General features: G+C 43.7%; 21 protein-coding genes. 7 read left to right on the top strand and 14 right to left on the bottom strand.

Going from position 1 to position 22,223, the window contains the following annotated elements:
* The first annotated feature begins 200 nt into the window (after positions 1-200).
* On the top strand, positions 201-2,804 hold the full coding sequence (locus NFS34_RS05410; RefSeq protein ID WP_251358928.1) for a TonB-dependent siderophore receptor: 2,604 nt from the start codon (positions 201-203) through the stop codon (positions 2,802-2,804).
* Between the two features lie 65 nt (positions 2,805-2,869).
* Positions 2,870-3,856, top strand: coding sequence for a methyltransferase domain-containing protein (locus tag NFS34_RS05415; RefSeq protein ID WP_251358929.1), 987 nt, complete (start codon positions 2,870-2,872; stop codon positions 3,854-3,856).
* Between the two features lie 13 nt (positions 3,857-3,869).
* Here NFS34_RS05415 and NFS34_RS05420 read toward each other — a convergent pair whose 3' ends face one another.
* The 3 genes from NFS34_RS05420 to NFS34_RS05430 form a co-directional block, all read right to left on the bottom strand.
* The gene (locus NFS34_RS05420) at positions 3,870-4,943 is read right to left on the bottom strand and encodes a tRNA (5-methylaminomethyl-2-thiouridylate)-methyltransferase (RefSeq protein ID WP_251358930.1); all 1,074 of its coding nucleotides are present in this window, start codon (positions 4,941-4,943) and stop codon (positions 3,870-3,872) included.
* 167 nt (positions 4,944-5,110) lie between these two features.
* Positions 5,111-5,602: a hypothetical protein gene (locus NFS34_RS05425; RefSeq protein WP_251358931.1), complete on the bottom strand. Its 492-nt coding sequence runs from the start codon at positions 5,600-5,602 to the stop codon at positions 5,111-5,113.
* Between the two features lie 146 nt (positions 5,603-5,748).
* Positions 5,749-6,021 carry a sulfurtransferase TusA family protein gene (locus NFS34_RS05430; protein WP_251358932.1) on the bottom strand — a complete coding sequence of 91 codons (273 nt, stop codon included), beginning with the start codon at positions 6,019-6,021 and terminating at the stop codon, positions 5,749-5,751.
* 197 nt (positions 6,022-6,218) lie between these two features.
* On the opposite strand from NFS34_RS05430, the gene typA reads away from it, so the two are divergent.
* From typA to dtd, 3 genes are all read left to right on the top strand, one after another.
* Positions 6,219-8,039, top strand: coding sequence for a translational GTPase TypA (gene typA, locus NFS34_RS05435; RefSeq protein WP_251358933.1), 1,821 nt, complete (start codon positions 6,219-6,221; stop codon positions 8,037-8,039).
* Positions 8,040-8,209: 170 nt separating this feature from the next.
* Complete coding sequence (locus tag NFS34_RS05440) at positions 8,210-8,581, top strand: hypothetical protein (protein ID WP_251358934.1); 372 nt, start codon at positions 8,210-8,212, stop codon at positions 8,579-8,581.
* The gene (gene dtd / locus NFS34_RS05445; protein ID WP_251358935.1) at positions 8,578-9,015 is read left to right on the top strand and encodes a D-aminoacyl-tRNA deacylase; all 438 of its coding nucleotides are present in this window, start codon (positions 8,578-8,580) and stop codon (positions 9,013-9,015) included. Before NFS34_RS05440 ends, dtd begins: the two co-directional genes overlap by 4 nt.
* Positions 9,016-9,041: 26 nt before the next feature.
* On the opposite strand, the gene NFS34_RS05450 is transcribed toward dtd, so the two are convergent.
* A complete protein-coding gene (locus NFS34_RS05450) occupies positions 9,042-10,919 on the bottom strand; it encodes an MFS transporter (RefSeq protein ID WP_251358936.1) in 1,878 nt (625 codons plus the stop codon).
* A gap of 10 nt (positions 10,920-10,929) precedes the next feature.
* Complete coding sequence (locus tag NFS34_RS05455; protein WP_251358937.1) at positions 10,930-11,748, bottom strand: TatD family hydrolase; 819 nt, start codon at positions 11,746-11,748, stop codon at positions 10,930-10,932.
* An 83-nt stretch (positions 11,749-11,831) separates the two neighbouring features.
* Between NFS34_RS05455 and NFS34_RS05460 the strand changes: the two genes are divergently transcribed.
* Positions 11,832-12,893, top strand: coding sequence for an AI-2E family transporter (locus NFS34_RS05460; RefSeq protein WP_251358938.1), 1,062 nt, complete (start codon positions 11,832-11,834; stop codon positions 12,891-12,893).
* Positions 12,894-12,972: 79 nt separating this feature from the next.
* On the opposite strand, the gene NFS34_RS05465 is transcribed toward NFS34_RS05460, so the two are convergent.
* The 4 genes from NFS34_RS05465 to NFS34_RS05480 are packed head-to-tail and all read right to left on the bottom strand — an operon-like array spanning position 12,973 to position 19,321.
* Positions 12,973-14,448: an efflux transporter outer membrane subunit gene (locus NFS34_RS05465; protein ID WP_251358939.1), complete on the bottom strand. Its 1,476-nt coding sequence runs from the start codon at positions 14,446-14,448 to the stop codon at positions 12,973-12,975.
* A 15-nt stretch (positions 14,449-14,463) separates the two neighbouring features.
* Positions 14,464-17,583, bottom strand: coding sequence for a multidrug efflux RND transporter permease subunit (locus NFS34_RS05470; RefSeq protein WP_251358940.1), 3,120 nt, complete (start codon positions 17,581-17,583; stop codon positions 14,464-14,466).
* An 18-nt stretch (positions 17,584-17,601) separates the two neighbouring features.
* Positions 17,602-18,732 carry an efflux RND transporter periplasmic adaptor subunit gene (locus tag NFS34_RS05475; RefSeq protein ID WP_251358941.1) on the bottom strand — a complete coding sequence of 377 codons (1,131 nt, stop codon included), beginning with the start codon at positions 18,730-18,732 and terminating at the stop codon, positions 17,602-17,604.
* Between the two features lie 4 nt (positions 18,733-18,736).
* Entirely contained in the window at positions 18,737-19,321 is a 585-nt protein-coding gene (locus NFS34_RS05480; RefSeq protein WP_251358942.1) for a TetR/AcrR family transcriptional regulator, read from the bottom strand.
* Between the two features lie 147 nt (positions 19,322-19,468).
* On the opposite strand from NFS34_RS05480, the gene NFS34_RS05485 reads away from it, so the two are divergent.
* Positions 19,469-20,011: an HdeD family acid-resistance protein gene (locus NFS34_RS05485; RefSeq protein ID WP_251358943.1), complete on the top strand. Its 543-nt coding sequence runs from the start codon at positions 19,469-19,471 to the stop codon at positions 20,009-20,011.
* 43 nt (positions 20,012-20,054) lie between these two features.
* On the opposite strand, the gene NFS34_RS05490 is transcribed toward NFS34_RS05485, so the two are convergent.
* From NFS34_RS05490 to NFS34_RS05510, 5 genes are read right to left on the bottom strand one after another with little or no spacing between them, the layout of a single operon-like run.
* Positions 20,055-20,516 (bottom strand): DUF4442 domain-containing protein, encoded by a 462-nt coding sequence (locus tag NFS34_RS05490; protein WP_251358944.1) that lies wholly within the window; start codon positions 20,514-20,516, stop codon positions 20,055-20,057.
* On the bottom strand, positions 20,500-21,300 hold the full coding sequence (gene tatC, locus NFS34_RS05495) for a twin-arginine translocase subunit TatC (protein WP_251358945.1): 801 nt from the start codon (positions 21,298-21,300) through the stop codon (positions 20,500-20,502). The genes NFS34_RS05490 and tatC overlap by 17 nt, the downstream gene beginning before the upstream one ends.
* Positions 21,301-21,305: 5 nt before the next feature.
* On the bottom strand, positions 21,306-21,608 hold the full coding sequence (gene tatB, locus NFS34_RS05500) for a Sec-independent protein translocase protein TatB (protein ID WP_251358946.1): 303 nt from the start codon (positions 21,606-21,608) through the stop codon (positions 21,306-21,308).
* Between the two features lie 17 nt (positions 21,609-21,625).
* The gene (gene tatA, locus NFS34_RS05505) at positions 21,626-21,856 is read right to left on the bottom strand and encodes a Sec-independent protein translocase subunit TatA (protein WP_251358947.1); all 231 of its coding nucleotides are present in this window, start codon (positions 21,854-21,856) and stop codon (positions 21,626-21,628) included.
* A 26-nt stretch (positions 21,857-21,882) separates the two neighbouring features.
* Complete coding sequence (locus NFS34_RS05510) at positions 21,883-22,215, bottom strand: histidine triad nucleotide-binding protein (RefSeq protein WP_251358948.1); 333 nt, start codon at positions 22,213-22,215, stop codon at positions 21,883-21,885.
* Positions 22,216-22,223: the final 8 nt, after the last annotated feature.

Below are 22,223 nucleotides of genomic sequence, written 5' to 3' on the forward strand. Positions count from 1 at the left end.
GAAGCTGATTAATAATTGTTCGAAAAGTTCCATTAATTTATGGCAAAAAGGTAAAATTTGTTGACCAAATTGTAACAAATATGATACTTATTACGGTCACCAAGGCTTATTTTGTTCTTGTGCATGCCTATGCTGGATAAAATAAGCTCAAATGGTGTAAAAAAGTAAATTTACTAACTACATACTATAGGTAGGATTTTATGACTAACAAGACAATGATAGCTAAAGCTGTTAAAGCAGCTTTATACAGCGGCTTTGCTGCTTCTATCGCTATCTCCTCTCCAGCAACTTTCGCTGCTGAAGAAGAAGGCGCTGAAGAACAGAACGTTGTTGTAACAACGGGTTCTCGACTAAAGCGAAGTGACGTAGAAGGCGCTCTTCCTGTAACAATTATTGACCGTGAACAAATTGAATTAAGCGGTGAGTCAAACGCTGCTGATTTTTTGCGTAATTTGACTTTTAACAGTGGTGGTTCTTTCCGCCCACAATCTGGTAGTTCTGCTCAAGGTACTGCTTCAATCAGTTTACGTGGTATTGGCGCTAGCCGTACTTTGGTCTTGATTGATGGCCGTCGTCTACCTAAATCTGGTTCGACGGGTTCTACTCAAGATTTGAATACTATTCCAATGGGTGCTATTGAGCGTATTGAGGTACTAGTTGATGGTGCTTCAGCGGTATACGGTTCTGACGCAATTGGTGGTGTTGTAAACGTAATTTTGCGTTCCGATTATGAAGGCGCTGAAATTATGTTAGGTCGTGCAGGCGTTAGTATTCCTCGTGACGGTGGTGACAGAGAAGAAGGTTCTATCGTATTTGGTGCAGCAGGCGATCGTTCTAACATCATCGCTGGTATTTCTTGGAATGATCGTGACATCATATTTGCGCGTGATTTCCCTTGGAACACTCCTGGCGGTTCTATTTATGGTAACAGCTTCACTACTATTGATGGACAAGGTTTCGATAACTTTGACTGGACTTCTATTCCGGATGGTCAAGGCGGTACAGCTTGTGACTTCCCGGGTACAGGTTTCTACACCATTGGCAACGTCAATGCAGTTAACCCTGATCAAACACGTTGTGCCTACGACTTTACATTAGTAAGTGCTGATGAAGCGTCGATTAAAAACAAAGGTTTGTTCATTAAAGCTGAGCACGAAGTCAACGATGACTGGATGATTTACATGAATGCTCGTGTAACTCGTACAGAATCTTTTGGTCGTTATGCTCCAGTACCTGATTCGAGCTTCTTCTCGACTCCGTTAACAGCCGATAGCCCAAATAACCCAACCAATCCTAATGGTAACGTTTACGATGCAAGCTTAGGTCTAGCACCACAAGCTGTAAACTGGTGGCACCGTTTTGATGCACTAGGTAATCGTGATTCTACCGTAACTAACAACATGAATGATGTGTTGATTGGTACAACCGGTAACTGGATGAATGTGGACTGGGATATAGGTTATCGTCGTACAGATAATAAAACTGACGATGTAGGACGTAACTATTTACTACGTTCAGCAGCTTCAACTTTGATTGAGTCAGGTGCTTATGACTTAGCAAATCCATATGCTTCAGACGAAGATGTTCTAAATGCAATGAGAATCACGGTTTACCGTGAGTCAAACTTCGATTTTGAAGAAGCGTTTGCTCAAGGTCAATTTGATTTATTCGATATGGGCGGCGGTACTTCATCTATGTTAGTAGGTGCTGAGTGGCGTAAAGAAATCTACTCTGATCAGTACGATCCACAATCTGAAGCAGGTCAAGTAGGTGGTTCAGCGGGTAACTCTGCAGCAGGTACACGTCAAGTTCGCGTTCTTGCATTCGAGGCTCTATTCCCATTCACCGATAACTTTGAAATGAATGTTGCGGCTCGTTACGATGATTACTCTGATTTTGGTGATAACACTTCTCCAAAAGTATCATTCCGTTACCAGCCATGGGATGAGTTGACTCTTCGTGCATCTTGGGGTCAAGGTTTCCGTGCACCGTCACTACCTGAGTTAAACGCTAAAACTACTTTTAGTGCGACTTCAGTAAATGATCCTCAAAGTTGTGTTGCTCAAGGCCAGCCTGCTGACTGTTCATTGCAAATCAATGAATTCAGACAAGCTAATCCTGCGTTGCAAGCAGAAGAATCAGATCAATACTCTATTGGTGCAGCTTGGCAGCCACTGGAATGGTTAAACTTAACTGTTGATTACAGTAATATTGAAATCACCGATCAAATTACTCTAATTGGTCCTCAAGATATTATTGATTCTCAAATCACCGGTGTTCCAGTTCCAGCTGGTTTGACTTGTACACGTGCGCCAAGTGGTTCGATCGTTGAGTGTTTAACTGGCTTTGGTAACCAAGGTGAGTTAGAAGTTGAAAATATGGATGTTAACTTACGCATGAACTTTGATCTTTGGGGCGGTCAATTGACCTCAAACACTCAATGGTCTCGTGTCATAAGCTACAGCTTCGATGGTGGAGACAGTATTGTTAGAAATGCTGGTTTGCCAAAAGATCGTTTAACGCTTTGGAACACTTACGCTATCAACGACTTCACTTTCGGTTATAACCTAAACCTAATCGGTCACAATGGTCAAGATACTAACCGTGCTGGTACTTGGGTTACACATGACTTACAAGTGAACTACAGTGCTCCTTGGGATGGTCGTTTCACTGTTGGTGTACGTAACATTGGTGAGAAATTCCCTCCAATCGGTAAGGGCTCAACTGGCGGTCGTGACTATGACTTCGGTCTTTACGACGGTTTTGGTCGAGTAACTTACATGCGTTACACTCAATCTTTCTAAAACTTAGTTTTAAAAAGATAAAAAAGGGCGAGATTTTCGCCCTTTTTTTTTATGAGAGCTGTTATATGAGAAAAGATAAAAAGTATAGAAAAGACGTTTGGTCGAGCTATTGGCAAAAGAGTGTTATTGAATCTTGTGCGGGCTTTATTCAGTCAGATGAGTCTGATATCGAACGATTTTGGGAAGTTTGCTCGCAAGAGATATCAAGTTCTGATCAAGTTCTCGATCTTTGTATGGGCAAAGGTGCTGTTATTAAAAGCATCCTGAACCAAAAAACATTAGCTAAAGAAGATTTCCCACTTTGCTATGGAGTTGACTTAGCGAGCTATTCAGAGCAACTCGCTTGGTTAGAGCCGTATCGTGCAAATGTTAGACTATTACTTAATACTTCAATTGAGGATATCCCTTTAAAAGATAACTCTATTGATCACTGTGTAAGTCAGTTTGGAATAGAGTATGCGTTGTCAGAGGCTACTTATAGTGAGTTATTGAGGTTGTTGAAGCCGAAAGCGAAACTCAGCTTGGTTATTCACCATAGTGACTCCATTCTAATTAACGTCGCAAGGCAAGAAATTGAACAAATAGATTTTCTAGTGGATGAGATAGGAGTATTTGAAAAAGTTGAAAAAATGATTCCTTTCTTTGTGCTACTAAGAAATCCGGCCAATATTAGTAAGCTTAATAAGAGCGCTGAAGCACAACACGCAAGGCAGGAATATAATCAAAATTTAACTGCAATCAAGGCTAATGTTGAAAAATTTATTAATCCAGATATTCTACAGGAATCATTAAATATTTTTTCTAACTGCTTACAGCTAGCGAAGGAGAAAGGTAAAAAGACAGCGGTTAACTTTTTAAAGAATTATCAAAAAGAGCTTTTGGATTCTAGCTTTAGATCAAACGAACTTATTGACTGTGCAATGGGGAAAGCTGAGTTGGATAGTTTCTTAGCTAGGTTAGGTAAAGAGATGTCGATTGACTATGAAATTTCCGAACTAAAAAGTAATCACAGGCTTGTTGCCTGGGGGGTTAAAGTCAATCTTAGGGACTGACGAAAAGCACGTTTTAAACGTGCCACTCTTCTTTGACTTCATGGACTGGCATCGGTGCTACGTCCATGACGTATGAGGTGCCTTGATAGTTTTCAACTTCTACCGTGACTTTATCAGCCGTTCTGCCGCCAGAATAACGAGCTACGATTTGTGCGGCGAGTTTGATGTCGTCTTTGTCGAAAGTACCATCTAACAAAGTTAGCGGGCCGCCATGACTGATAGTGTGGATAGAGGTAAACTCTTTTTTGTAGCCACGTAGAAAGTTATTCTCGCCTTCTTCACGACTCACGATAAGTTTAAAGTTATCTTTTGGACGGATATGACGGCCAACTTTTAATAACATAATATCATCAAGTTCATAGCGTCGTTCGCCGCGGGCTTGCCACAAATCGGCCAATTTTTTGGAATAGTTGGGATCGGTTAAGAAGCAACAGCCGCCCGCAGGCTGGGCGTAATCTTCAAAACCAAATTTCTTAGCGAGTTCAAATTGCGGCTTTCGGCTACGCCCTGACCAGTCATAGAGCTCATCTCGATTGACCCAACCTTCGCGCTCAGGCAAAGTCGGGATTAGGTTTTTGGCGCACAAGGGGCGCAATAAGCGATCATCTGCGCCGGATTCACGGGCGATGATGGGCATGGTTTCTTTGCGCTGGGATTTTGGACGCTGTCCAATCACTTCGCCGGTAATAATAAAGTCGAAACCATTTTCTTCAGCCCAAGCCCATGCTTGTGCCTGATTCACCATAAATATTTTACAGTCTAGGCAAGGGTTTAGGTTAGCGCCATAGCCGTGCTTAGGGTTTATCACGATATCCTTGTATTCTTCGGAAATATCGATGATATGTAACTTAATTCCTAGTTGTTCAGCAACCCACAGGGCATTGTTACGCTTTTGCTTGTCTTTATCTTTTTTTCGGATGGCATGGGTATGCCCTTCGACACAGAAACCGGTATAAAAGTTGATTCCTTCCACATGCACCCCTTGCTCCATCACTACTTTGGCTGCTAATAGGGAGTCTAGGCCACCAGAAATCAAAGCGACGGCTTTGCGTTGCGGTTGTGTGGTAGGAATTGCTGTGTCAGTCATACTTAATATCAATTGCTTTGCAAGGCAGTCATAAGTTATTACCGCCGGCCGCTTAAAAAATGGACAGCGATTATATATTAGCTTGGCGACACAAGCAAAGCCTTGCGGCTGGATTTGCCGGAGAAACTAAAGCTTTGCAAGTGTACTAAACAGCAGCAGAAGCCTTCTTATAAATCGAATGAGTCTTCGTCAAAGGAGCGATTGATGTCCCTAATAATAATAACCGGATCGAGTACAGGTCGACGTTCACTGCCGTCTCGATTAGAGACATCCACGATAGAATATTTATAAGAACCTGGGACGTTGGTAAATTGTAGCCGTTTGTTAGAGCCGCGCCCGGGATTGATTCTGACGCGATATTTGCCTGAAACGAAAGGCGATGTTTCCGACTCGATAATTAACAAAACTGCTCCTGTGCGAGGAGATACTGATAAATCCAGTTGATCGCCTGGAGCTACGGTAATGGTCGAGGCTCCTTTGGAGATTCTTGGGGCACGGTTGAGCTCCTCAGGGGTATCGAATTCAAGTCTAAATAGCCTTTTGAAATGGTTATCGGCCTTTAGCGGCTGTACGGATAGAAATATGAATATACAGCCTAAACACAATAGTAGGCGGTTGAGTAAATATACAGGCAGTTTACTGATCTTATTAGGTTGCATCGAATCCTTCCCCTTAGAATTAATTGGCAACATCAGTCTAGTACGAACCCTCACGGCTGTATAAAAAATAGTCAAAAAATTGTGATGTGTGTCACATTTTGATCGGTGATAGGCCCATCTAAGATGAGTGTGCGAGTTAAAATTTGCTAAGCCTTAAGTAAAAACTCGATAGTGTGATCATCCAGCTCAGCATAGCCCAGTACCTCGATCGCATTGATGCGCGACCAAGTGGGGATATCCGCCATAGTGCCAGGATCGGTACAAATGACTTTTAAGATATCGCCAGAGGCCATGGTTTTTAGCTGGTTTTGGGTTTTAATGACTGGCATAGGGCAAAGCAAGCGACTGCAGTTTAGAGTCTCGCTAACGGTTAACTCGGCTTGAAGTTGTTGAAATTCAGCTTGGCTTAGTTTGCCCATGGTGTGGTTCTCGTGGTTTTGGTCGATGACGCTAAGAGGATATGTTTGCGGTTAATGATACATTCGCGGCCATTATAAGAGAATTGGCGGCTTTGGGAAAACCAATAAAAGTGATTATTTTCTGTGCGCAAGCCCTTATCTAGTGTAGAATTGCGCCACTTTTTATATCCTTGATTTCAAGTTCGGCGAGACTCTCTATGATCGAAAAATTACGCAATATTGCGATTATTGCCCACGTTGACCATGGCAAAACCACTCTAGTGGACAAGCTTTTAGAGCAATCCGGTACTCTGGGCGAGCGTGCAGGCGCGCAAGATCGAGTCATGGACTCTAATGACTTGGAAAAAGAACGTGGTATTACTATTTTGGCTAAAAATACCGCTATCACTTGGAATGATTACCGTATCAACATTGTAGACACTCCAGGGCACGCCGATTTTGGTGGCGAAGTTGAGCGAGTGATGTCTATGGTTGATTCGGTGTTATTGTTGGTGGATGCGGCCGAAGGGCCTATGCCGCAAACTCGCTTTGTAACGCAAAAAGCCTTTGCTCAAGGTTTAAAACCGATTCTGGTGATTAACAAAATTGATAAGCCAGGGGCGCGGCCAGACTGGGTTATGGATCAGGTTTTTGATTTATTTGATAATTTAGGCGCAACAGACGAGCAGCTTGATTTTGAAGTGGTTTACGCTTCGGCCCTAAACGGTTGGGCCAGCCGCGATGAAATCGAGACTGGTGAGAATATGCAGCCTTTGTTTGAAGCGATAGTGGATAATGTTTCACCGCCACCCGCTAATAGCGAGGGCGGCTTCCAGATGCAAATCTCGCAACTGGATTATAACTCTTATGTCGGCGTGATTGGGGTTGGTCGTATTAAGCGTGGTAGCGTGAAACTTAACCAGCCAGTGACGGTCATCAGCGCTGATGGACAAAAACGTAATGGTAAAGTAGGTCAGGTGCTAGGCTATTTAGGACTCGATCGACACGAAGTGGAAACTGCCGAAGCTGGCGATATCATCGCGATTACTGGTTTGGGCGACCTAAAAATTTCCGATACTATTTGTGACCAATCGGCTGTCGAAGCTTTGCCGCCACTGAGCGTGGACGAGCCAACGGTTACCATGACTTTCCAAGTTAACACTTCTCCTTTTGCCGGCAAAGAAGGTAAATTCGTAACCTCGCGCAATATTCTTGAGCGTTTGCATCAAGAGTTAGTGCATAACGTTGCTTTGCGAGTGGAAGAAACCGATGATCCGGATAAATTCCGAGTGTCTGGTCGTGGTGAACTACACCTTGGGATCTTGATCGAAAATATGCGCCGCGAAGGATATGAGTTGGCGGTGTCGCGACCAGAAGTTATTATTCGCGAAGAAAATGGCCAACTGATGGAACCTTATGAAACGGTTACCATTGATGTGGAAGAAGAGCATCAAGGTAGCGTGATGGAAAATCTTGGTCTGCGTAAAGCTGAGTTGACCAACATGAGCCCTGATGGCAAAGGTCGTATTCGAATGGACTTTATTATGCCGAGTCGTGGCTTGATTGGCTTTCAAACGGAATTTATGACTATGACCTCAGGCTCAGGCTTAATGTATCACACCTTTGAGCATTATGGCCCGCATAAAGGTGGCGAAATTGGCCAGCGGATTAATGGCGTTTTAATTTCCAATGGTCAGGGTAAAGCTTTGACCAATGCACTGTTCAACTTGCAAGAGCGTGGCCGCTTATTTGCTCAGCATGGTGACGAAGTCTACGAAGGACAAATTATTGGTATTCACAGTCGCGCCAACGATTTAACCGTAAATGCTTTAAAAGGTAAGCAACTGACCAACGTTCGTGCTTCGGGAACTGATGATGCCCAAGTGTTGACGCCACCGATCAAAATGACCCTTGAACAAGCATTAGAGTTTATTGATAACGATGAGTTGGTGGAGGTTACTCCTGAGTCGATTCGGATTCGAAAAAAATTGCTTACAGAAAGCGAGCGCAAGCGAGCAGCAAGACCACCAAAAGCTTAATCAGCTTAATAAAATGGCCGCATTGTTAGCGGCTTTTTTATCACGACCAATTAGCAAGCTAAAGAAATGCTGACTTGGTGAGATTAATTGCACAATAGTATGCTTTTACTGCAATTTTTTCTTGCTATACTGGTCTGATGCACATCACAATAAATTTGGGGAACTTATCTATGGGACAAACTATGCGCTTAGGATTATTGCTTATTGGAATTATTATTATTAGTGGCTGTTCGAGCTCTTCAGTGCAATCGGCAGCTAAAACCGTGCGCGGCCTTACTGGCGGCGATGTCCCACGCTCCCAGTTTTTAGATCCTAGTGTTAAACAAGCGCTTGAACATGAAATGCGGGTTTGCCTTGATGGCAACTACGAAGATGTGGAGTTGCGCTCTAAGTGCGTGCAAGTGGCCTATGCTAAGGTTAAAGCCCAGAAAGGCCTTGATGAGTTGCCTGAGGTTGATGGCGAGGTGATTGTTAAGCAAGTGGACGAAGACGATGTAATTGACGGCACTGAAGACAAGAAAGACGAGGACGGCGATCAGTGATCGGTCTGTTGCAGCGAGTTAAGCACGCTTCAGTAACCGTTAACAAACAACAAATTGGTAAGATAGCACAAGGATTGATGGTGCTCATCGGCGTCGAGAAAGACGATACTCAGGCAACTGCTGATAAATTACTGCAAAAGTTATTAAAGTACCGAGTTTTTTGTGACGCTGAGGATAAAATGAATTTATCCCTTACGGATGTAAAAGGGGGACTTCTGTTAGTACCCCAATTTACACTAGCTGCCGATACTAACTCAGGACTAAGACCCAGCTTTTCTAGCGCCGCACCCCCAAGCCAAGGGCAAGAATTATTTGAGTATCTGGTCAAGCAAGCCAAGCAAAGCTACCCTGAGGTTGAGTGCGGCAAGTTCGGTGCCGATATGCAAGTGGAGTTGCTAAATGACGGCCCCGTGACTTTTAATATAAAGGTGTAAAATAGATCTGAAAATAAAGTTCAGATCTAAGCTTGATCGTCCCTTAATTCGCTAACTAATTGATGTAATTTTTCTTTGCTTACCGCTTCAGGTGGGATCGGTTTTGCAACAACAAGCCCCACCGAAGTGCGTAAGCGTTTTAGTCGGTCAGTAAACTTATTGACCTTTTTGCGGCTGAATAAACTATGCCACAAGCCTTGTAGAGCCATTGGCACTACTGGCACCGGCGAGGCCTCCATAATCTTTTCGATTCCGGATTTAAATTCATTCATTTCGCCGTCGCTGGTTAATTTACCCTCTGGGAAAATACAAACCAACTCACCAGCATCTAGCGCTTCAGCAATTTCGTACATGGATTTATTCAGCAATGTTTGGTTTTCCGTCTTGCCAGCAATCGGAATGGCCTTAGCGGTTTTAAAAATAAAGCTTAATACGGGGATTTGGAAGATTTTATAGTACATCACAAACCGAACGGGCCGTCTAATGTAGCCACCGATAATCAGCGAGTCCACATAGCTGACGTGATTACACACCAGTACCGCAGGCCCTTCTTCAGGAATATTTTCCAGTCCTTTAGCTTTAACTTTATAAATAGTGCTGATCAAAATCCAAACCAAAAAACGCATTAAAAACTCTGGCACCAATGAGAAAATATAAATAGCAACGATGGCATTTAAAATACCGGTAATAAACAATAATTCAGGAACCGTGATGCCCAGCATTAATAATGTCGCTGACATGATCGCTGCAATAACCATAAATAAGGAGTTGATGATGTTATTGCCAGCGATAACGCGCGAAAGATAACTTCGTTCACAGCGCTCTTGAACTAAGGCATAAAGCGGCACTATATAAAAACCTGCAAAAACACCAACTAATGTACAGTCGAGTAGGGTGCGAATAGCACCGTCGGTGGCTAAAAACTGCCAAGGACTTAGTGTGCCTTCGAAGCCCACTTGCGGATTGGCAAAGTAAAGATCAAGAGCAAACCAAGTCATACCAATGGCACCAAAAGGTACTAAGCCTAACTCCACTCTCTTTCCAGACAGTTTTTCACACAAAGCTGAACCAACGCCAATACCAACGGAGAAGGCCGTTAAAAGTAGTATCGCAGTAAAAGCATTTCCATTAAGACTGACTTTGGCGAAAGTATTGATCTGAGTGAGAAAAACAGTGCCGTAGAACCAAAACCACGAAATACCCAAAATGGATAAGAAAACTACCCGATTTTTTTTGGTGAATTTTAGAGTTTTCCAAGTTTGGGTGACGGGATTCCAATTGATTTTTAAATCGGGTTCGACTGCAGGTGTTGCTGGGATCCGACGACTGGATAAGTAGCCGAAGATGGCAACTGAGATGATCAATGCGGATAAGATGATTTTTCCAGTTTCATTGTAGCCGATTAGGGCGCCTCCAATAATGGTGCCAACTAGGATGGCGATAAAGGTGCCCATTTCTACCATACCGTTGCCACCGACTAGCTCTTCTTCTTTTAGGTGTTGTGGCAAAATGGAGTATTTGATGGGGCCAAAAAAGGTGGACTGCAGTCCTAACAAAAACAACACCAGCAGTAAGAAATAAATATTATCAAAGTAAATACCAGCGATGGCTAACAACATTATGCAGATCTCAAGCAATTTAATTTTTCGGATCAACCAAGATTTTTCATATTTTTCGGCGAATTGACCTGCAGTAGCTGAGAATAAGAAGAAAGGAACGATAAAGAGTCCCGCAGCAACGTTGGTCATAATTTGTGGCTCTAGCGCGATTTTCCCCGCAGAATAATAGGTGATCAAGGTGATCAATGCTTGCTTAAAGGTGCTGTCATTGAATGCGCCCAATGCTTGAGTAATAAAATAAGAAGAAAAGAATTTTTGTTTGAAGAGCTGAAATTGAGTGGCCATGATTCTTATCCTACGGTTGAGCTTCTGGAGTCAGTTTTAAATTAAAAAGGTTGCAAGCATTTTGGGAGGACATAGTCGCAATTTGTTTCCAAGATTGCTGTCGTAGCTCAGCGATACGCTTAGCAATGTGTGGCAAATATTGTGGCAAATTACGGTTGGATTTAGGTTTCGGTTTAAGATCGCGCGGAATTAAATAGGGTGCATCGGTTTCAATCAGCAAACGATCATCAGGAATACGGGATACTATTTGTGCAAGCTCTTGCCCGCGGCGTTCATCGCAAATCCAACCGGTGATGCCAATCCAAAGGCCACGTTCTAAATATGCATCTAAAGCTTGCTCGGAGCCGGTAAAGCAATGAATGACCGCGTTAGGAAGTTGTTGTTGATAGTCATCAAGGATTGCTAGCATAGTATCGGTGGCGTCACGTTCATGTAAAAATAAGGGCTTCTTCAGCTCACAGGCTAATTCGATTTGCTGCCGAAAAACGTGTTGTTGAATATCGCGTGGTGAAAAATCTCTATTAAAATCTAACCCACACTCACCTACAGCAACGACTTTTTCTTGTTGCAATAAGGTTTTTATTCGCTCTAAATCTACTGAGTTCATTCGCGCTGCGTCATGTGGATGGCAACCTGCTGTCGCAAAAAGTTGCGGGTATTGTTGAGTTAAGGTAAATGCTGCCTGACTTTCTTGAGCGTTAGTTCCAGTGACGACTTGGTAGTGAACGCCTGCTTGGATAGCAGCTTGAATCAGCTGATCGCGATCTTTGTCGAATCTGGAATTGGTCAGGTTGACTCCAATGTCTATAAAAAAGACTGGTTTTGTCATAAAAGAATTGCCATAAATGAGTGTTTTTATTAGAAAAATACTTCCTAGATGGTATAAACTTAATGACATAAAAACAAGGGTCAATGGGGCAGCCAGTGCAAGTCAGTCGATCAACCAACGTGTTGTTAGCAATAGCAGCAACTTTTATTATCATCGCAGGTATGAAGGCAGCGAGCAGTTTTATTGTGCCGGTGATCTTGTCAATTTTTGTTTCTATTATTCTAGGACCTTTGTATTTCTTTTTTGCTAGCAGCAAAATCCCTTTCACCAAAAAAGAAATCCCGGATTGGTTGGCGATAATTTTGGTGGTATTAATTGCGGGTTTCTTTTTCTTCTTGGTCGGTAAGTTAGTAGGCAATTCGGTACAAGAGTTTTCCAACAAGTTGCCGCAATATCAGCAGGCGTTAGTTAATAAATTAACGGGTGTTATCGAAGGGCTGAAAAAGTTAGGGCTGCCAATTCCTGAAAGTGGTATTTCAGAAAACTTTTCGCCGGGTATGATTATGAATATCTCTACTTCGGTGTTGAATGGTTTGGGTAGTTTATTAAGCAATACGTTTTTGATTGTCTTCACATCAATTTTTCTACTGATGGAAGCTAGTGTTTTTTCTGACAAGTTGCGTAGAGCTTTTCCCGGCAGCGAGCTGGGCGACAGCAAAGCACAAAGTGGTACCAGTCAGGTAGTGGAGAAGATTAAGCGTTATGCCACCATCAAGTCTATTGTCAGCTTAATGACCGGCGCCTTTATTTCTTCTTGGCTCTGGTTCTTTGATGTGGAATATCCTTTTTTATGGGGGCTAGTAGCCTTTATGTTTAACTTTATTCCCAATATCGGTTCTATCATTGCAGCGGTACCGGCGGTGATTCTGGCTTGGTTGACTTCAGACTCCATCACTACCCCGATTTTAGTAGCGGTAGGCTATTTGCTGGTGAACTTTATCATCGGCAACATTGTCGAGCCAAAGTTTATGGGTAAAGGCTTGGGGCTATCAACGTTAGTAGTATTTTTGTCTTTATTATTCTGGGGTTGGGTATTAGGGCCTGTGGGGATGCTGCTTTCAGTACCCTTAACCATCATTGTAAAAATTATTTTAGATGCTAATGATGAAACCCAGTGGATTGGTATTATGCTCGGGGATAAATAGGTATAACTACTATTTTTTGATGCTTCTTATGAAAAAAAAACCAGCTCTAAAGCTGGTTTTTTATAGCTATTTTAAGGATTTAATTATCGTCTTGCTCTTTTCCTTCCAGTTGATCTTCAACTTGTTGCACCGCTTGTGCGCTTAAGATAATCGGCCGCTCATCGCCACCACCGAGTGCTCGGTAGAGACCTATGGTTGCGGCGAGTCGCTTACGTTCGGATTCGAGTAGCGCTTGTTGTGCGGCAAACAATTCTTGTTGTGAGTTGAGTACTTCGATATAACTGGCTAAGCCTGCGTTGTATTTTTGATCGGCAAGATCTAAGCGCAGACTCTGTGCTTTAACCAGATCTTTATTGGCAGAAATCTCTTCAACTAAAGTTTTGCCATTTTCCATTTGCTGATAAGTTTCGGCAAAGGCAAGTTGGATGGTTTGTTCGTAAATGGCCAACAAGGCTTCTTTTTGTGCTTTCGCAATTTCCAGATTGGAGTCTAGATCATTGTTGAAAATCGGAATATTGATGGAAGGCACAAAGCTCCAAGTATCCGAATCACCATCAAATAAATCGTCAAATTCCAAACTTGAGAAACCGATACTGCCACCAAGCCGGATGGATGGGAAATAAGCCGCTCGGGCAGCGCCAATGTTGGCGTTAGCAGCAATCAAGGACTGTTCAGCGGAGAGTACATCAGGACGATTCAGCAGTACTCGTGAGTCCAATTCGTCTGGAATATCTAGTTGGAGCTGAAAGTCATTGGTAAGCTTAGGATTCAAATTTAAACTACCCATCGGCGCCCCTATCAACAGTTCAAGGTTGGCTTTTCTTGAGGTTAATACCTGCTTAAGTTGGGCTTTTTGAGCCGCTACCGAGGCTCGAGATGCTTGTGCTTGCGCTAAATCTAAATTACTCGCAATCCCTACCGTTTTACGGCGCTCGATCAAGTCGAGGCTTTTGTCACGACTGATTAAGGTTTGCTCGGCCAACTCATAGCTTTTTAACGCAAATAGCCAATCATAGTAAGCATTGGCGGTTTCAGAAATTAAGCTCAGCTGGGTCGATCTCTTAGCTTCTTCAGTCGAGAAGTAATCGGCTAAAGCTGCGTCTTTTAACGAACGAATTTTGCCAAAAAAATCGAGCTCATAAGCAGTAAAACCAATGTTGGCGGAAGATAAACGGCTAATATTTTCGTTACCTTCAACATTGATAGAGTTTTGCTGAGAGGATTGGCTTACTTGAGCGCCAATGGCTGGGAAAAAGTCGTCATAACTAATTTGGTAGCGTGCGCGCGCAATGGCAACGTTGGCCGCGGCGACTCTTAAGTTACGGTTATTTTCCAAGGCAATATTAATTAAGCGCTGAGCATTTTGATCGGTAAAAAATTGATCCCATGCTTTGAGTTCAACCGCATCAGCTGAAGCAGGCTGACCATTATCGGCCAGCGATTCGGCCACTGGTAAAGCTGACCGTTCATAATCAGGGGCAAGACTGATACAGCCTGATAAGAACAAAGCGGAGCAGACTGCCGTAAGCTTAAAACTAGTATATTTACTCTTCATATTGTCGTCTCCCTACTAAGATTCTGATTCTAAGTTTTTAAGCTTGCTGGGGAATATTTTTCGCATCAGTAAGTAGAATACTGGTACGAAGAATATGGCTAAGCAGGTTGCGGTAATCATGCCACCGAACACGCCCGTGCCGATTGCGTTTCGACTAGCCGAGCCGGCACCGCTGGATATCATCAAAGGTACCACGCCCATGGTAAAGGCTAACGAGGTCATTAAAATTGGACGGAAACGTAGACGACAGGCTTCGATGGTTGCTTCTAAAGGTTTCTTACCCTCGAGCTCTTGATCGCGAGCAAACTCGACAATCATGATGGCATTTTTAGCCGCCAAGCCAATAATCGTAATCAAGCCCACTTTAAAGTAGATATCGTTTGGTAAGCCGCGCAGATCCATGGCTAAAATACAGCCTAAGACCCCTAGTGGCACTACCAACATTACCGAAACTGGTAAAGACCAACTTTCGTATAAGGCCGCCAAAACTAAGAACACTACCAAGATCGAGAGGCTAAACAGCATGGCCGTTTGGTTACCTGCAATTTTTTCCTCTAACGATTGTCCTGACCATTCATAGCTCATGCCTTTAGGCAATTGCTCGGTGTATTCTTCCATCAAGTTCATGATTTCACCGGAGCTGGTTCCAGGCACACCTTCACCCGTTAGCGGGATTGACGAAATACCGTTGTATCGGGTTAGCTTGGAAGGGCCTTCCGACCATTCGGCAGTAGCAATTTCAGCCAATTCAACCGTTTCACCAAGGTTATTACGAACCTGCATGCGCAAGATCTCATAAGGTGTGGAGCGAGTTTCTTCATTCGCCTGCACCCAAACTTCATGCACTTTGCCGCTTTCAACATAGTCGTTAACATAGACTGAGCCCAAAGCCACTTGCAAGGTGGTGTTCAAGTTGCCGATATCCACGCCTAAAGAGCGAGCTTTAACCCGATCAACTGAAACCGTCAGAACCGGAGCAGGGGGCATGGTATCGGGACGAATAGTCGCGAACTTCCCTGACTCGGTAGCTAAACCAATGATTTTCGCTGAACCGCTGTACAGCGTTTGTAGACCTTGGAAAGACGTATCTTTTAGGTGGAAATCAAAACCGTTACTGTTACCTAGACCCGGGATTGGCGGCAGGTTGAAGGCAAAAGCTGCACCTTCTTGGTATTTTTGGAACTCTTTAGCCGCATCCGCGACAAACTCGTCGGCGTCACGCATGTCTGCACGCTCATCCCACGGTTTGAAGTTCACGAATGAAATGGCGGTATTTTGTCCCTGACCGAAGAAGCTAAAGCCGATAACCGTAATGATCCGCTCTACTTCTGGTTGCTCTCTGACCCACTTATCGATTTTATCGGTAACTTCTTTGGTACGAGCTTCAGTTGCGCCAGATGGCATTAACACAGAGGTTAGCGCAAAGCCCTGATCTTCTGAGGGTAAGAAACCTGTTGGCATTTGGGAAAAACGGAGTCCGACTAAGGCACAAATACCTACAAAGGCGAGCATCACAACGGTAATCCCTTTTTTGCTAAAGCAGCGCTTGGCAACTCCCATGTAGCTGCCGGTCATTTTACTGAAGCTATTGTTAAACCATCTAAAGAAAGGATTTGAATCATCGTGTCCTTCTTTCTTGGCTTTCAATAAACCTTGCGCGATAGCCGGGGTTAGCGATAGTGCTAAAAATGCGGAGAAAGAAACCGAGACTACAATGGTCAATGAAAACTGTTGGTAAATTTTACCGACCGTTCCGCTGAAAAACGCCATTGGAATAAATACCGAAATCAGCGCCAGAGTAACCCCGATGACCGCGCCGGAGATTTGGTGCATGGCTTTTTTCGTAGCTTCATAAGCGCCAAGGCCTTCTTCTTCCATGATCCGCTCGGTATTTTCGATAACTAGAATCGCATCATCAACCACGATACCAATCACCAGTACCATCGCGAACATGGTTAACTGATTAATAGAGAAACCGAATAAAGCGAGTCCTATACAGGTACCGATCAAGGAAATAGGTACTACGATGACCGGAACAATGGTGGCGCGCCAGCTTTGCAGGAACACGAACATAACGATAGTCACCAGCACGATAGCTTCGAGCAACGTGTGGAACACTTCTTCAATCGATACTTCAACGAAAATTGAAGTATCGTAAGGCATAACCCACTCCACATCGTCAGGGAAAATCGACTCAAGTTCGGTCATTTTTTCTTTAATCAGCTCAGCAGTTTCAAGCGCATTACCATCGTTGGTAAGCTTAACCGCATAAGCTGCAGCTTCTTGCCCATTCAAAAATCCGCTGGTGGCGTAAGTGCTGGCACCACGCTCAACGTAGGCAATGTCTTTCATCCGCACTAAAGCGCCTTCGGTGCTTGAGCGCAAAATAATGTTGGCAAATTCATCAACTTCGGACAACCGAGAAGGTACTAATACGGTTGCGTTAATTTGTTGTTCTCCTTTGGACGGTAGCGAACCGAGCTCACCAGTAGCTAACTGAGCATTTTGTTGTTGAATGGCGACTAAAACTTCATCAGGAGTGATGCCGTAGGAGGTCATTTTTTTCTGATCAAGCCACATCCGCATGGCATACTTTGAGCCAAAGACCTGAACCGTACCCACCCCTTTAACACGACGAATGTCGTTAACAATGGCTCGATCCATGAAGTCGCCCAAGTCAGTACGATCGTGAGTACCATTAGGAGAATACAAAGCGACAACCATCAGGAAGTCAGGGCGGGTTTTGTCAATTTCCACCCCTTGAGTTCTAACCGAGTCGGGCAGTCGAGCTTCCACTCGTTTGATACGGTTTTGTACATCAACCGCGGCAATGTCGATATCAGTACCCGTTTCGAAAATTAAAGAAATGGTGGCATTACCAGTACGTAAGCTTTCAGATTTAACGTACTTTAAACCATCAATACCGTTCATCTCATCTTCAATCAGCGAGGTCACGGTATCTTCTAAAACCTGTGCTGATGCACCAGGATAGAAAGCACTAACGGTTACTTGCGGTGGAGCAATGTTTGGGTAAGCCGACACGGGCAGGGTTTGTAACGATAAAAAACCTGCCAACATGATGAGGGCGGCGATAACCCAAGCAAAAATCGGACGATTAATAAAAAACTGTGCCATGAGAAGTTCCCTCTGTCTTTATTTCTGTGAGTTGTCGGCCTTTACAGCGGTTCCTGGGCGCAGCATTTGCGTATCACTAACAATAACTTCTTGTCCTTCGCTGATGCCGCTTTTGATGATCCAGTTTTGCTCAAGCATAGGACCAAGCTCGACAGGCAGTAATTCCAGTTTGCCATTTTTAATGATTTTTACTGCAGCACCTTGGGCGGTTACTTGAACGGCTCTTTGTGGTACTTGCAATAAATTCTCAGATTCAGCAACTGGTAACTTCACTCGTACATACATACCCGGCAGCAATTCTTTTGCGGGATTCTCCACTATGGCTCTTAGCAACACCGAACCAGTTTCGGCATCTACCCGAATACTGGCAAATTCTAAGCGGCCATCTTTTCCAAAAGGGGTTCCATCATCATAAAAGACTTTAACCACATCGCTGGAAGCGCCTTTAACCTCTTTGTTGCTCGACATGATTTGGCGTAACTTATTAATGTCAGCATTGGAGCGAGTAAAGTCGATGTAGACTTTATCAATCTGCTCGATGGTGGCTAAATGGGTCGAAGCTGCGCCTCGAACCAAAGCACCTTCGGTGACCAAGGCACGACCTATGCGACCGGAAATTGGCGCAGTGACCGTGGCATAATCTAAATCAATTTCTGCCGTTCTCAAGCGCGCTCTGGCTTGTTGAACCGCGGCTGCTGATTGCTCGTTTTGAGCAGCATAGGTATCGTATTCTTGACGACTAACAGCACCTTGATCGAGTAATGTTTTGTAACGATCTAAGGTTTGTCGGCTCAGTTTGCGCACCGCAATGGCGTTGCTAACATCAGCTTTTGCCGCGGAAACTAGGGCTTTTAGCGTACGATCATCAATTTGAAACAGCTTCTCGCCTTCTACCACGTCTTGCCCTTCAGTGAAAATACGTTTTTCAATGATTCCATCAACACGGGCACGCACCTCAGAGGTTCGATAGGCAACGACCCTGCCAGGCAAGTCTTGCGAGAAAGTTGCAGCACTTGAGGTCACCTTGTAAGTCTGAACCGGCACCGGAGCGGACTTTTGGCTCTGTTCATCTTCAGCGGCAAGCACAATCCCAGTGTGAAGTACGCCCAGCGCAAACGTGGCGATAATTGAAATAAATGTTTTATTCATAGATTTATCCTTTAAAGCTTTCAGATTCAGATGGCATCGCGATGGCATCCCATGCAATATCAAGAATTTGCTCTGTATCAGACTGATGGAAGGGATGGTTGTGGCGTATTATCCAGTGGATCATGCGAGCAATACCACCGTAGGCTTGCAGGTGTAGCATTTTAGGGTCAAGCGGTTTTACCATTCCCATTTCCTTCGCATCCTCATAAAATTCGATCAAGTCCGTAAAGAGTTCCTTGAGTTGCTCATGCGATTCGTCGGTAATTATCGGTGAAAAGTGATAATTCTCGAAGAATTTAAAGGGCAACTGATTGCCGAGCATATAGTCAATCGAACAGCCATAAAGGTGACGAAATCGTTGTTTGATCGGCTTACTCTTATCATAATGCTTTGCGATGTAATCAAGTTCAAGTGATTTAGCGTAAATAAATAATTCATTAATCAGTTCTTTTTTACTTTCGAAGTAGTTATAGATACTTCCAGCAGCAATGTTCGCTTCTTTGGCCAGCAACGACATTGAGGTGGATTGGATCCCTCTCTCAACGAACAGCCGTAAAGCGGTATCAATAATAATTTGCTGCTTACTCATACAATCAAATGACAATGAATGAACGTTCATAATAGGTTAGTTTGTGAACTATTACCACGTTTCCGACAACTGACTAATAGAAATTGTGACTTATTTGGCATAAGGTAGAAGATAATATCCAATTTAGATGTTGGCGGGAGCTTAGTGATGGATCAGGTAGAAGCATTGGTAGGAAAAAAGCTACAAGCGAAACAAACTTGGCTGCTAGTTGCGGGTATTTTGGCGATATTGGGTGGGGTTATTACGCTATTTCATCCGGTCTTGACGACCCTATCCTTGGGCTTGGTACTAGGTAGCTTACTCATCATTATTGGCGCGAGTGATTTAGTTGGAGCTTTTAGACCCAACTTTAGTCTTTGGGTGTTCTTGATTGGGCTGGTGACTTTCCTTGCTGGATTGGCTTTGGTGCTAAATCCTAGGCTCAGCATTGCCAGCATCCTCACTATTTTAATTATTTACTTGTGGTTTCGTGCGGCTTCGGAGCTGCTGTTCGCCTTACGCGTAAGGCCTTTAGCTGGTTGGGGCTGGATAATGTTTAGCGGCATCGTAACCTTGGTTTTGGCGATATTAGTCACCTTTAATGCCTTTGAGCTTGGAACCCTTTATATTGGCTTTGTGATTGGATTCCAGCTGTTACTGTTTGGAGTTTCGTTACTGATTATTCGTTCGATGGTTAAAAAGGCAGGCTGACTAGCGATAAGCCGTAGAAGATAGCTGCGGCAAAGTTAGGTGTTTAGGATTTTTGGGTGTTTTTATTAGCGATGTAAAGGGTTTTCCAGACCTTAGCAATTAAAATGCCATCGCCGTCTTTAATGTCCACTTCTAGTTGCGGTTCAATTTTATCTTGTGTTTTCAGTTGCTCTAACCAGCCTTGGAGCATACTTTCGGGGATGTGAAATTCTGCAAAGACCACTTTTTTAGTAGCTTTGATAAACTTAATTTCCGCTTTTTTATCCCAGACAATGTGAGTTTTTTTGATCCGATAAAGCGTTAGTAGCATACAAAAAGGATCGGTCATGGCAAACAAAGAACCACCAAAGTGAGTACCGACCGCATTTTGATTATACCAGCGCCGGCGTAAACGCACCTTGGCATAGCTCCAGTCAGACTTAATTTCCAGTACCTTGATGCCTGAAAATAAAAAAGGAAACCAGAGGTTTAAGACGACTCTTAATTTTTTAGGAGTTATTTTCATGCTCAGCTTTGGGTAACTCTTGCTCGGCGTTTGCTTGTTTGGGAAACATCTTGCCAAAAATTAAACCAACCTCAAACAGCAACCACATGGGTAAAGCGAGCAAGGTTTGAGAAATCACATCCGGTGGTGTCAGCAACATCCCAAACACGAAAGCGCCAACCACAATATAGGGTCTTTTCGCAGCTAGGGCTTCAACGCTGGAAATGCCCGACCAGATCAATAGTAAAGTCACAATCGGCACTTGGAAAGCTAACCCAAAAGCAAAAAATAATTTTATCGAGACGTCTAAATAACTGGAAATATCCGGCATATAGGTCACTCCAGCGGGAGCAATACTCGGCAAGAACTTGAATAAAATGGGTAAAATAACCAAGTAAGCAAAAGCAATCCCAGCGTAAAACAAGAAAACGCTGGAGAATAATAGTGGAAAGGCGAATTTTTTCTCTTTAGCGTAAAGTCCTGGTGAAACGAAAGCCCAAGCCTGATGCAAAATTACTGGAATGGCGATAAAAACGGAAGTAACGAAAGCGAGTTTTAGCGGCGCTAAAAACGGCGAAATAACCCCAATCGCTACTTGTTGCGAGTCAGCGGGTAAGTTGTTGGTCAATGGGATCGAGAGCAATTCGTAAAGGCGGTTAGCAAAGATCGCCAGCACAATGAAGACCAGTCCCACTACCGTCACACAGCGCAACAAGCGATCACGCAGCTCTACAAGATGTGCCATCAAAGGCATATCTTTTTCGCTCGATTCTGTCTTGGAGTCGGGAGAGTTATTGCTAGCCATAAGGATTAGTCTTTAGCTCTATTTTTCGCTTGGCGCAGGGTTTTTTCGGCTTCGTCACGGAGCTTTTCAAGCTCGGTACCCGTAGCTTGCTGTTTGATTAGTTGCTCATGTGCTTCGACTTTTTTACGCAACTCATCGATTTCAAGCTCGCGATTTATTTGATGGTTAAATTGGGTCATGGTGGATTTGGCTTTGCCAAACCAACGGCCAACTCTTTGCGCTGCTTTTGGCAAGCGCTCAGGTCCAAGCACTAGTAAGGCGATCACAAAAATGATCAGCCATTCGAATAAACCGGTATCAAAAGGCATTGCGCTTTACTTCCGCGTTATTTGTTCTCGGCTTCAGTTTTGTTTTCAGTTTTTGATTGCGACTGACCGTCAAATTCTGCATCTTTATGCTCTACGGAAGCGGATGGTTTTTCTTCATCTTTGACCGCATCTTTAAAATTCTTCATGGCGCCACCTAAATCGCCACCAATATTGCGCAATTTTTTTGTGCCGAAAATCAAAACGATGATGACCAATACGATCAACAGTTGCCAGATACTTAGACCCATACTAAACCTCTATCTTTGCTTGAATACTAAAAGGGCAGCGAACCACCGCCACCTAAGATATGAATATGAATGTGAAAAACGATTTGTCCGCCTTCTTTGCCGGTGTTAATGATGGTTCTAAAACCCTTCAGCCCAGCTGTTTTGGCGATCTCGGGCACTTTGCTCAGCATATAACCTAGTAGGTCGCTATCGTCGGCAGTTACTTCGGCTAGGCTGGGAATGTGTTTTTTCGGGATCATCAATAAGTGAACCGGTGCTTTTGGTGCTATGTCTTTAAACACCAAAATCTGCTCATTCTCGTAGACCTTGCTACTGGGGATTTCGTCATCAATGATTTTGCAAAAAATACAGTCGCTCATGCAGGCCA

Source organism: Kangiella sp. TOML190, from assembly GCF_023706045.1.
GTDB lineage: Bacteria > Pseudomonadota > Gammaproteobacteria > Enterobacterales > Kangiellaceae > Kangiella.

Bases quoted from the DNA above. Each gene is read 5' to 3' on its own strand.
- NFS34_RS05460 (WP_251358938.1), top strand. From the start codon at position 11,832: ATGGGGCAGCCAGTGCAAGTCAGTCGATCAACCAACGTGTTGTTAGCA.
- NFS34_RS05430 (WP_251358932.1), bottom strand. From the start codon at position 6,021: ATGGGCAAACTAAGCCAAGCTGAATTTCAACAACTTCAAGCCGAGTTA.
- NFS34_RS05425 (WP_251358931.1), bottom strand. From the start codon at position 5,602: ATGCAACCTAATAAGATCAGTAAACTGCCTGTATATTTACTCAACCGC.
- NFS34_RS05475 (WP_251358941.1), bottom strand. From the start codon at position 18,732: ATGAATAAAACATTTATTTCAATTATCGCCACGTTTGCGCTGGGCGTA.
- NFS34_RS05410 (WP_251358928.1), top strand. From the start codon at position 201: ATGACTAACAAGACAATGATAGCTAAAGCTGTTAAAGCAGCTTTATAC.
- NFS34_RS05470 (WP_251358940.1), bottom strand. From the start codon at position 17,583: ATGGCACAGTTTTTTATTAATCGTCCGATTTTTGCTTGGGTTATCGCC.
- tatA (WP_251358947.1), bottom strand. From the start codon at position 21,856: ATGGGTCTAAGTATCTGGCAACTGTTGATCGTATTGGTCATCATCGTT.
- NFS34_RS05490 (WP_251358944.1), bottom strand. From the start codon at position 20,516: ATGAAAATAACTCCTAAAAAATTAAGAGTCGTCTTAAACCTCTGGTTT.
- NFS34_RS05465 (WP_251358939.1), bottom strand. From the start codon at position 14,448: ATGAAGAGTAAATATACTAGTTTTAAGCTTACGGCAGTCTGCTCCGCT.
- NFS34_RS05510 (WP_251358948.1), bottom strand. From the start codon at position 22,215: ATGAGCGACTGTATTTTTTGCAAAATCATTGATGACGAAATCCCCAGT.
- tatC (WP_251358945.1), bottom strand. From the start codon at position 21,300: ATGGCTAGCAATAACTCTCCCGACTCCAAGACAGAATCGAGCGAAAAA.
- NFS34_RS05415 (WP_251358929.1), top strand. From the start codon at position 2,870: ATGAGAAAAGATAAAAAGTATAGAAAAGACGTTTGGTCGAGCTATTGG.
- NFS34_RS05420 (WP_251358930.1), bottom strand. From the start codon at position 4,943: ATGACTGACACAGCAATTCCTACCACACAACCGCAACGCAAAGCCGTC.
- typA (WP_251358933.1), top strand. From the start codon at position 6,219: ATGATCGAAAAATTACGCAATATTGCGATTATTGCCCACGTTGACCAT.
- tatB (WP_251358946.1), bottom strand. From the start codon at position 21,608: ATGCCTTTTGATACCGGTTTATTCGAATGGCTGATCATTTTTGTGATC.
- NFS34_RS05485 (WP_251358943.1), top strand. From the start codon at position 19,469: ATGGATCAGGTAGAAGCATTGGTAGGAAAAAAGCTACAAGCGAAACAA.
- NFS34_RS05440 (WP_251358934.1), top strand. From the start codon at position 8,210: ATGGGACAAACTATGCGCTTAGGATTATTGCTTATTGGAATTATTATT.
- NFS34_RS05455 (WP_251358937.1), bottom strand. From the start codon at position 11,748: ATGACAAAACCAGTCTTTTTTATAGACATTGGAGTCAACCTGACCAAT.
- NFS34_RS05450 (WP_251358936.1), bottom strand. From the start codon at position 10,919: ATGGCCACTCAATTTCAGCTCTTCAAACAAAAATTCTTTTCTTCTTAT.
- NFS34_RS05480 (WP_251358942.1), bottom strand. From the start codon at position 19,321: ATGAGTAAGCAGCAAATTATTATTGATACCGCTTTACGGCTGTTCGTT.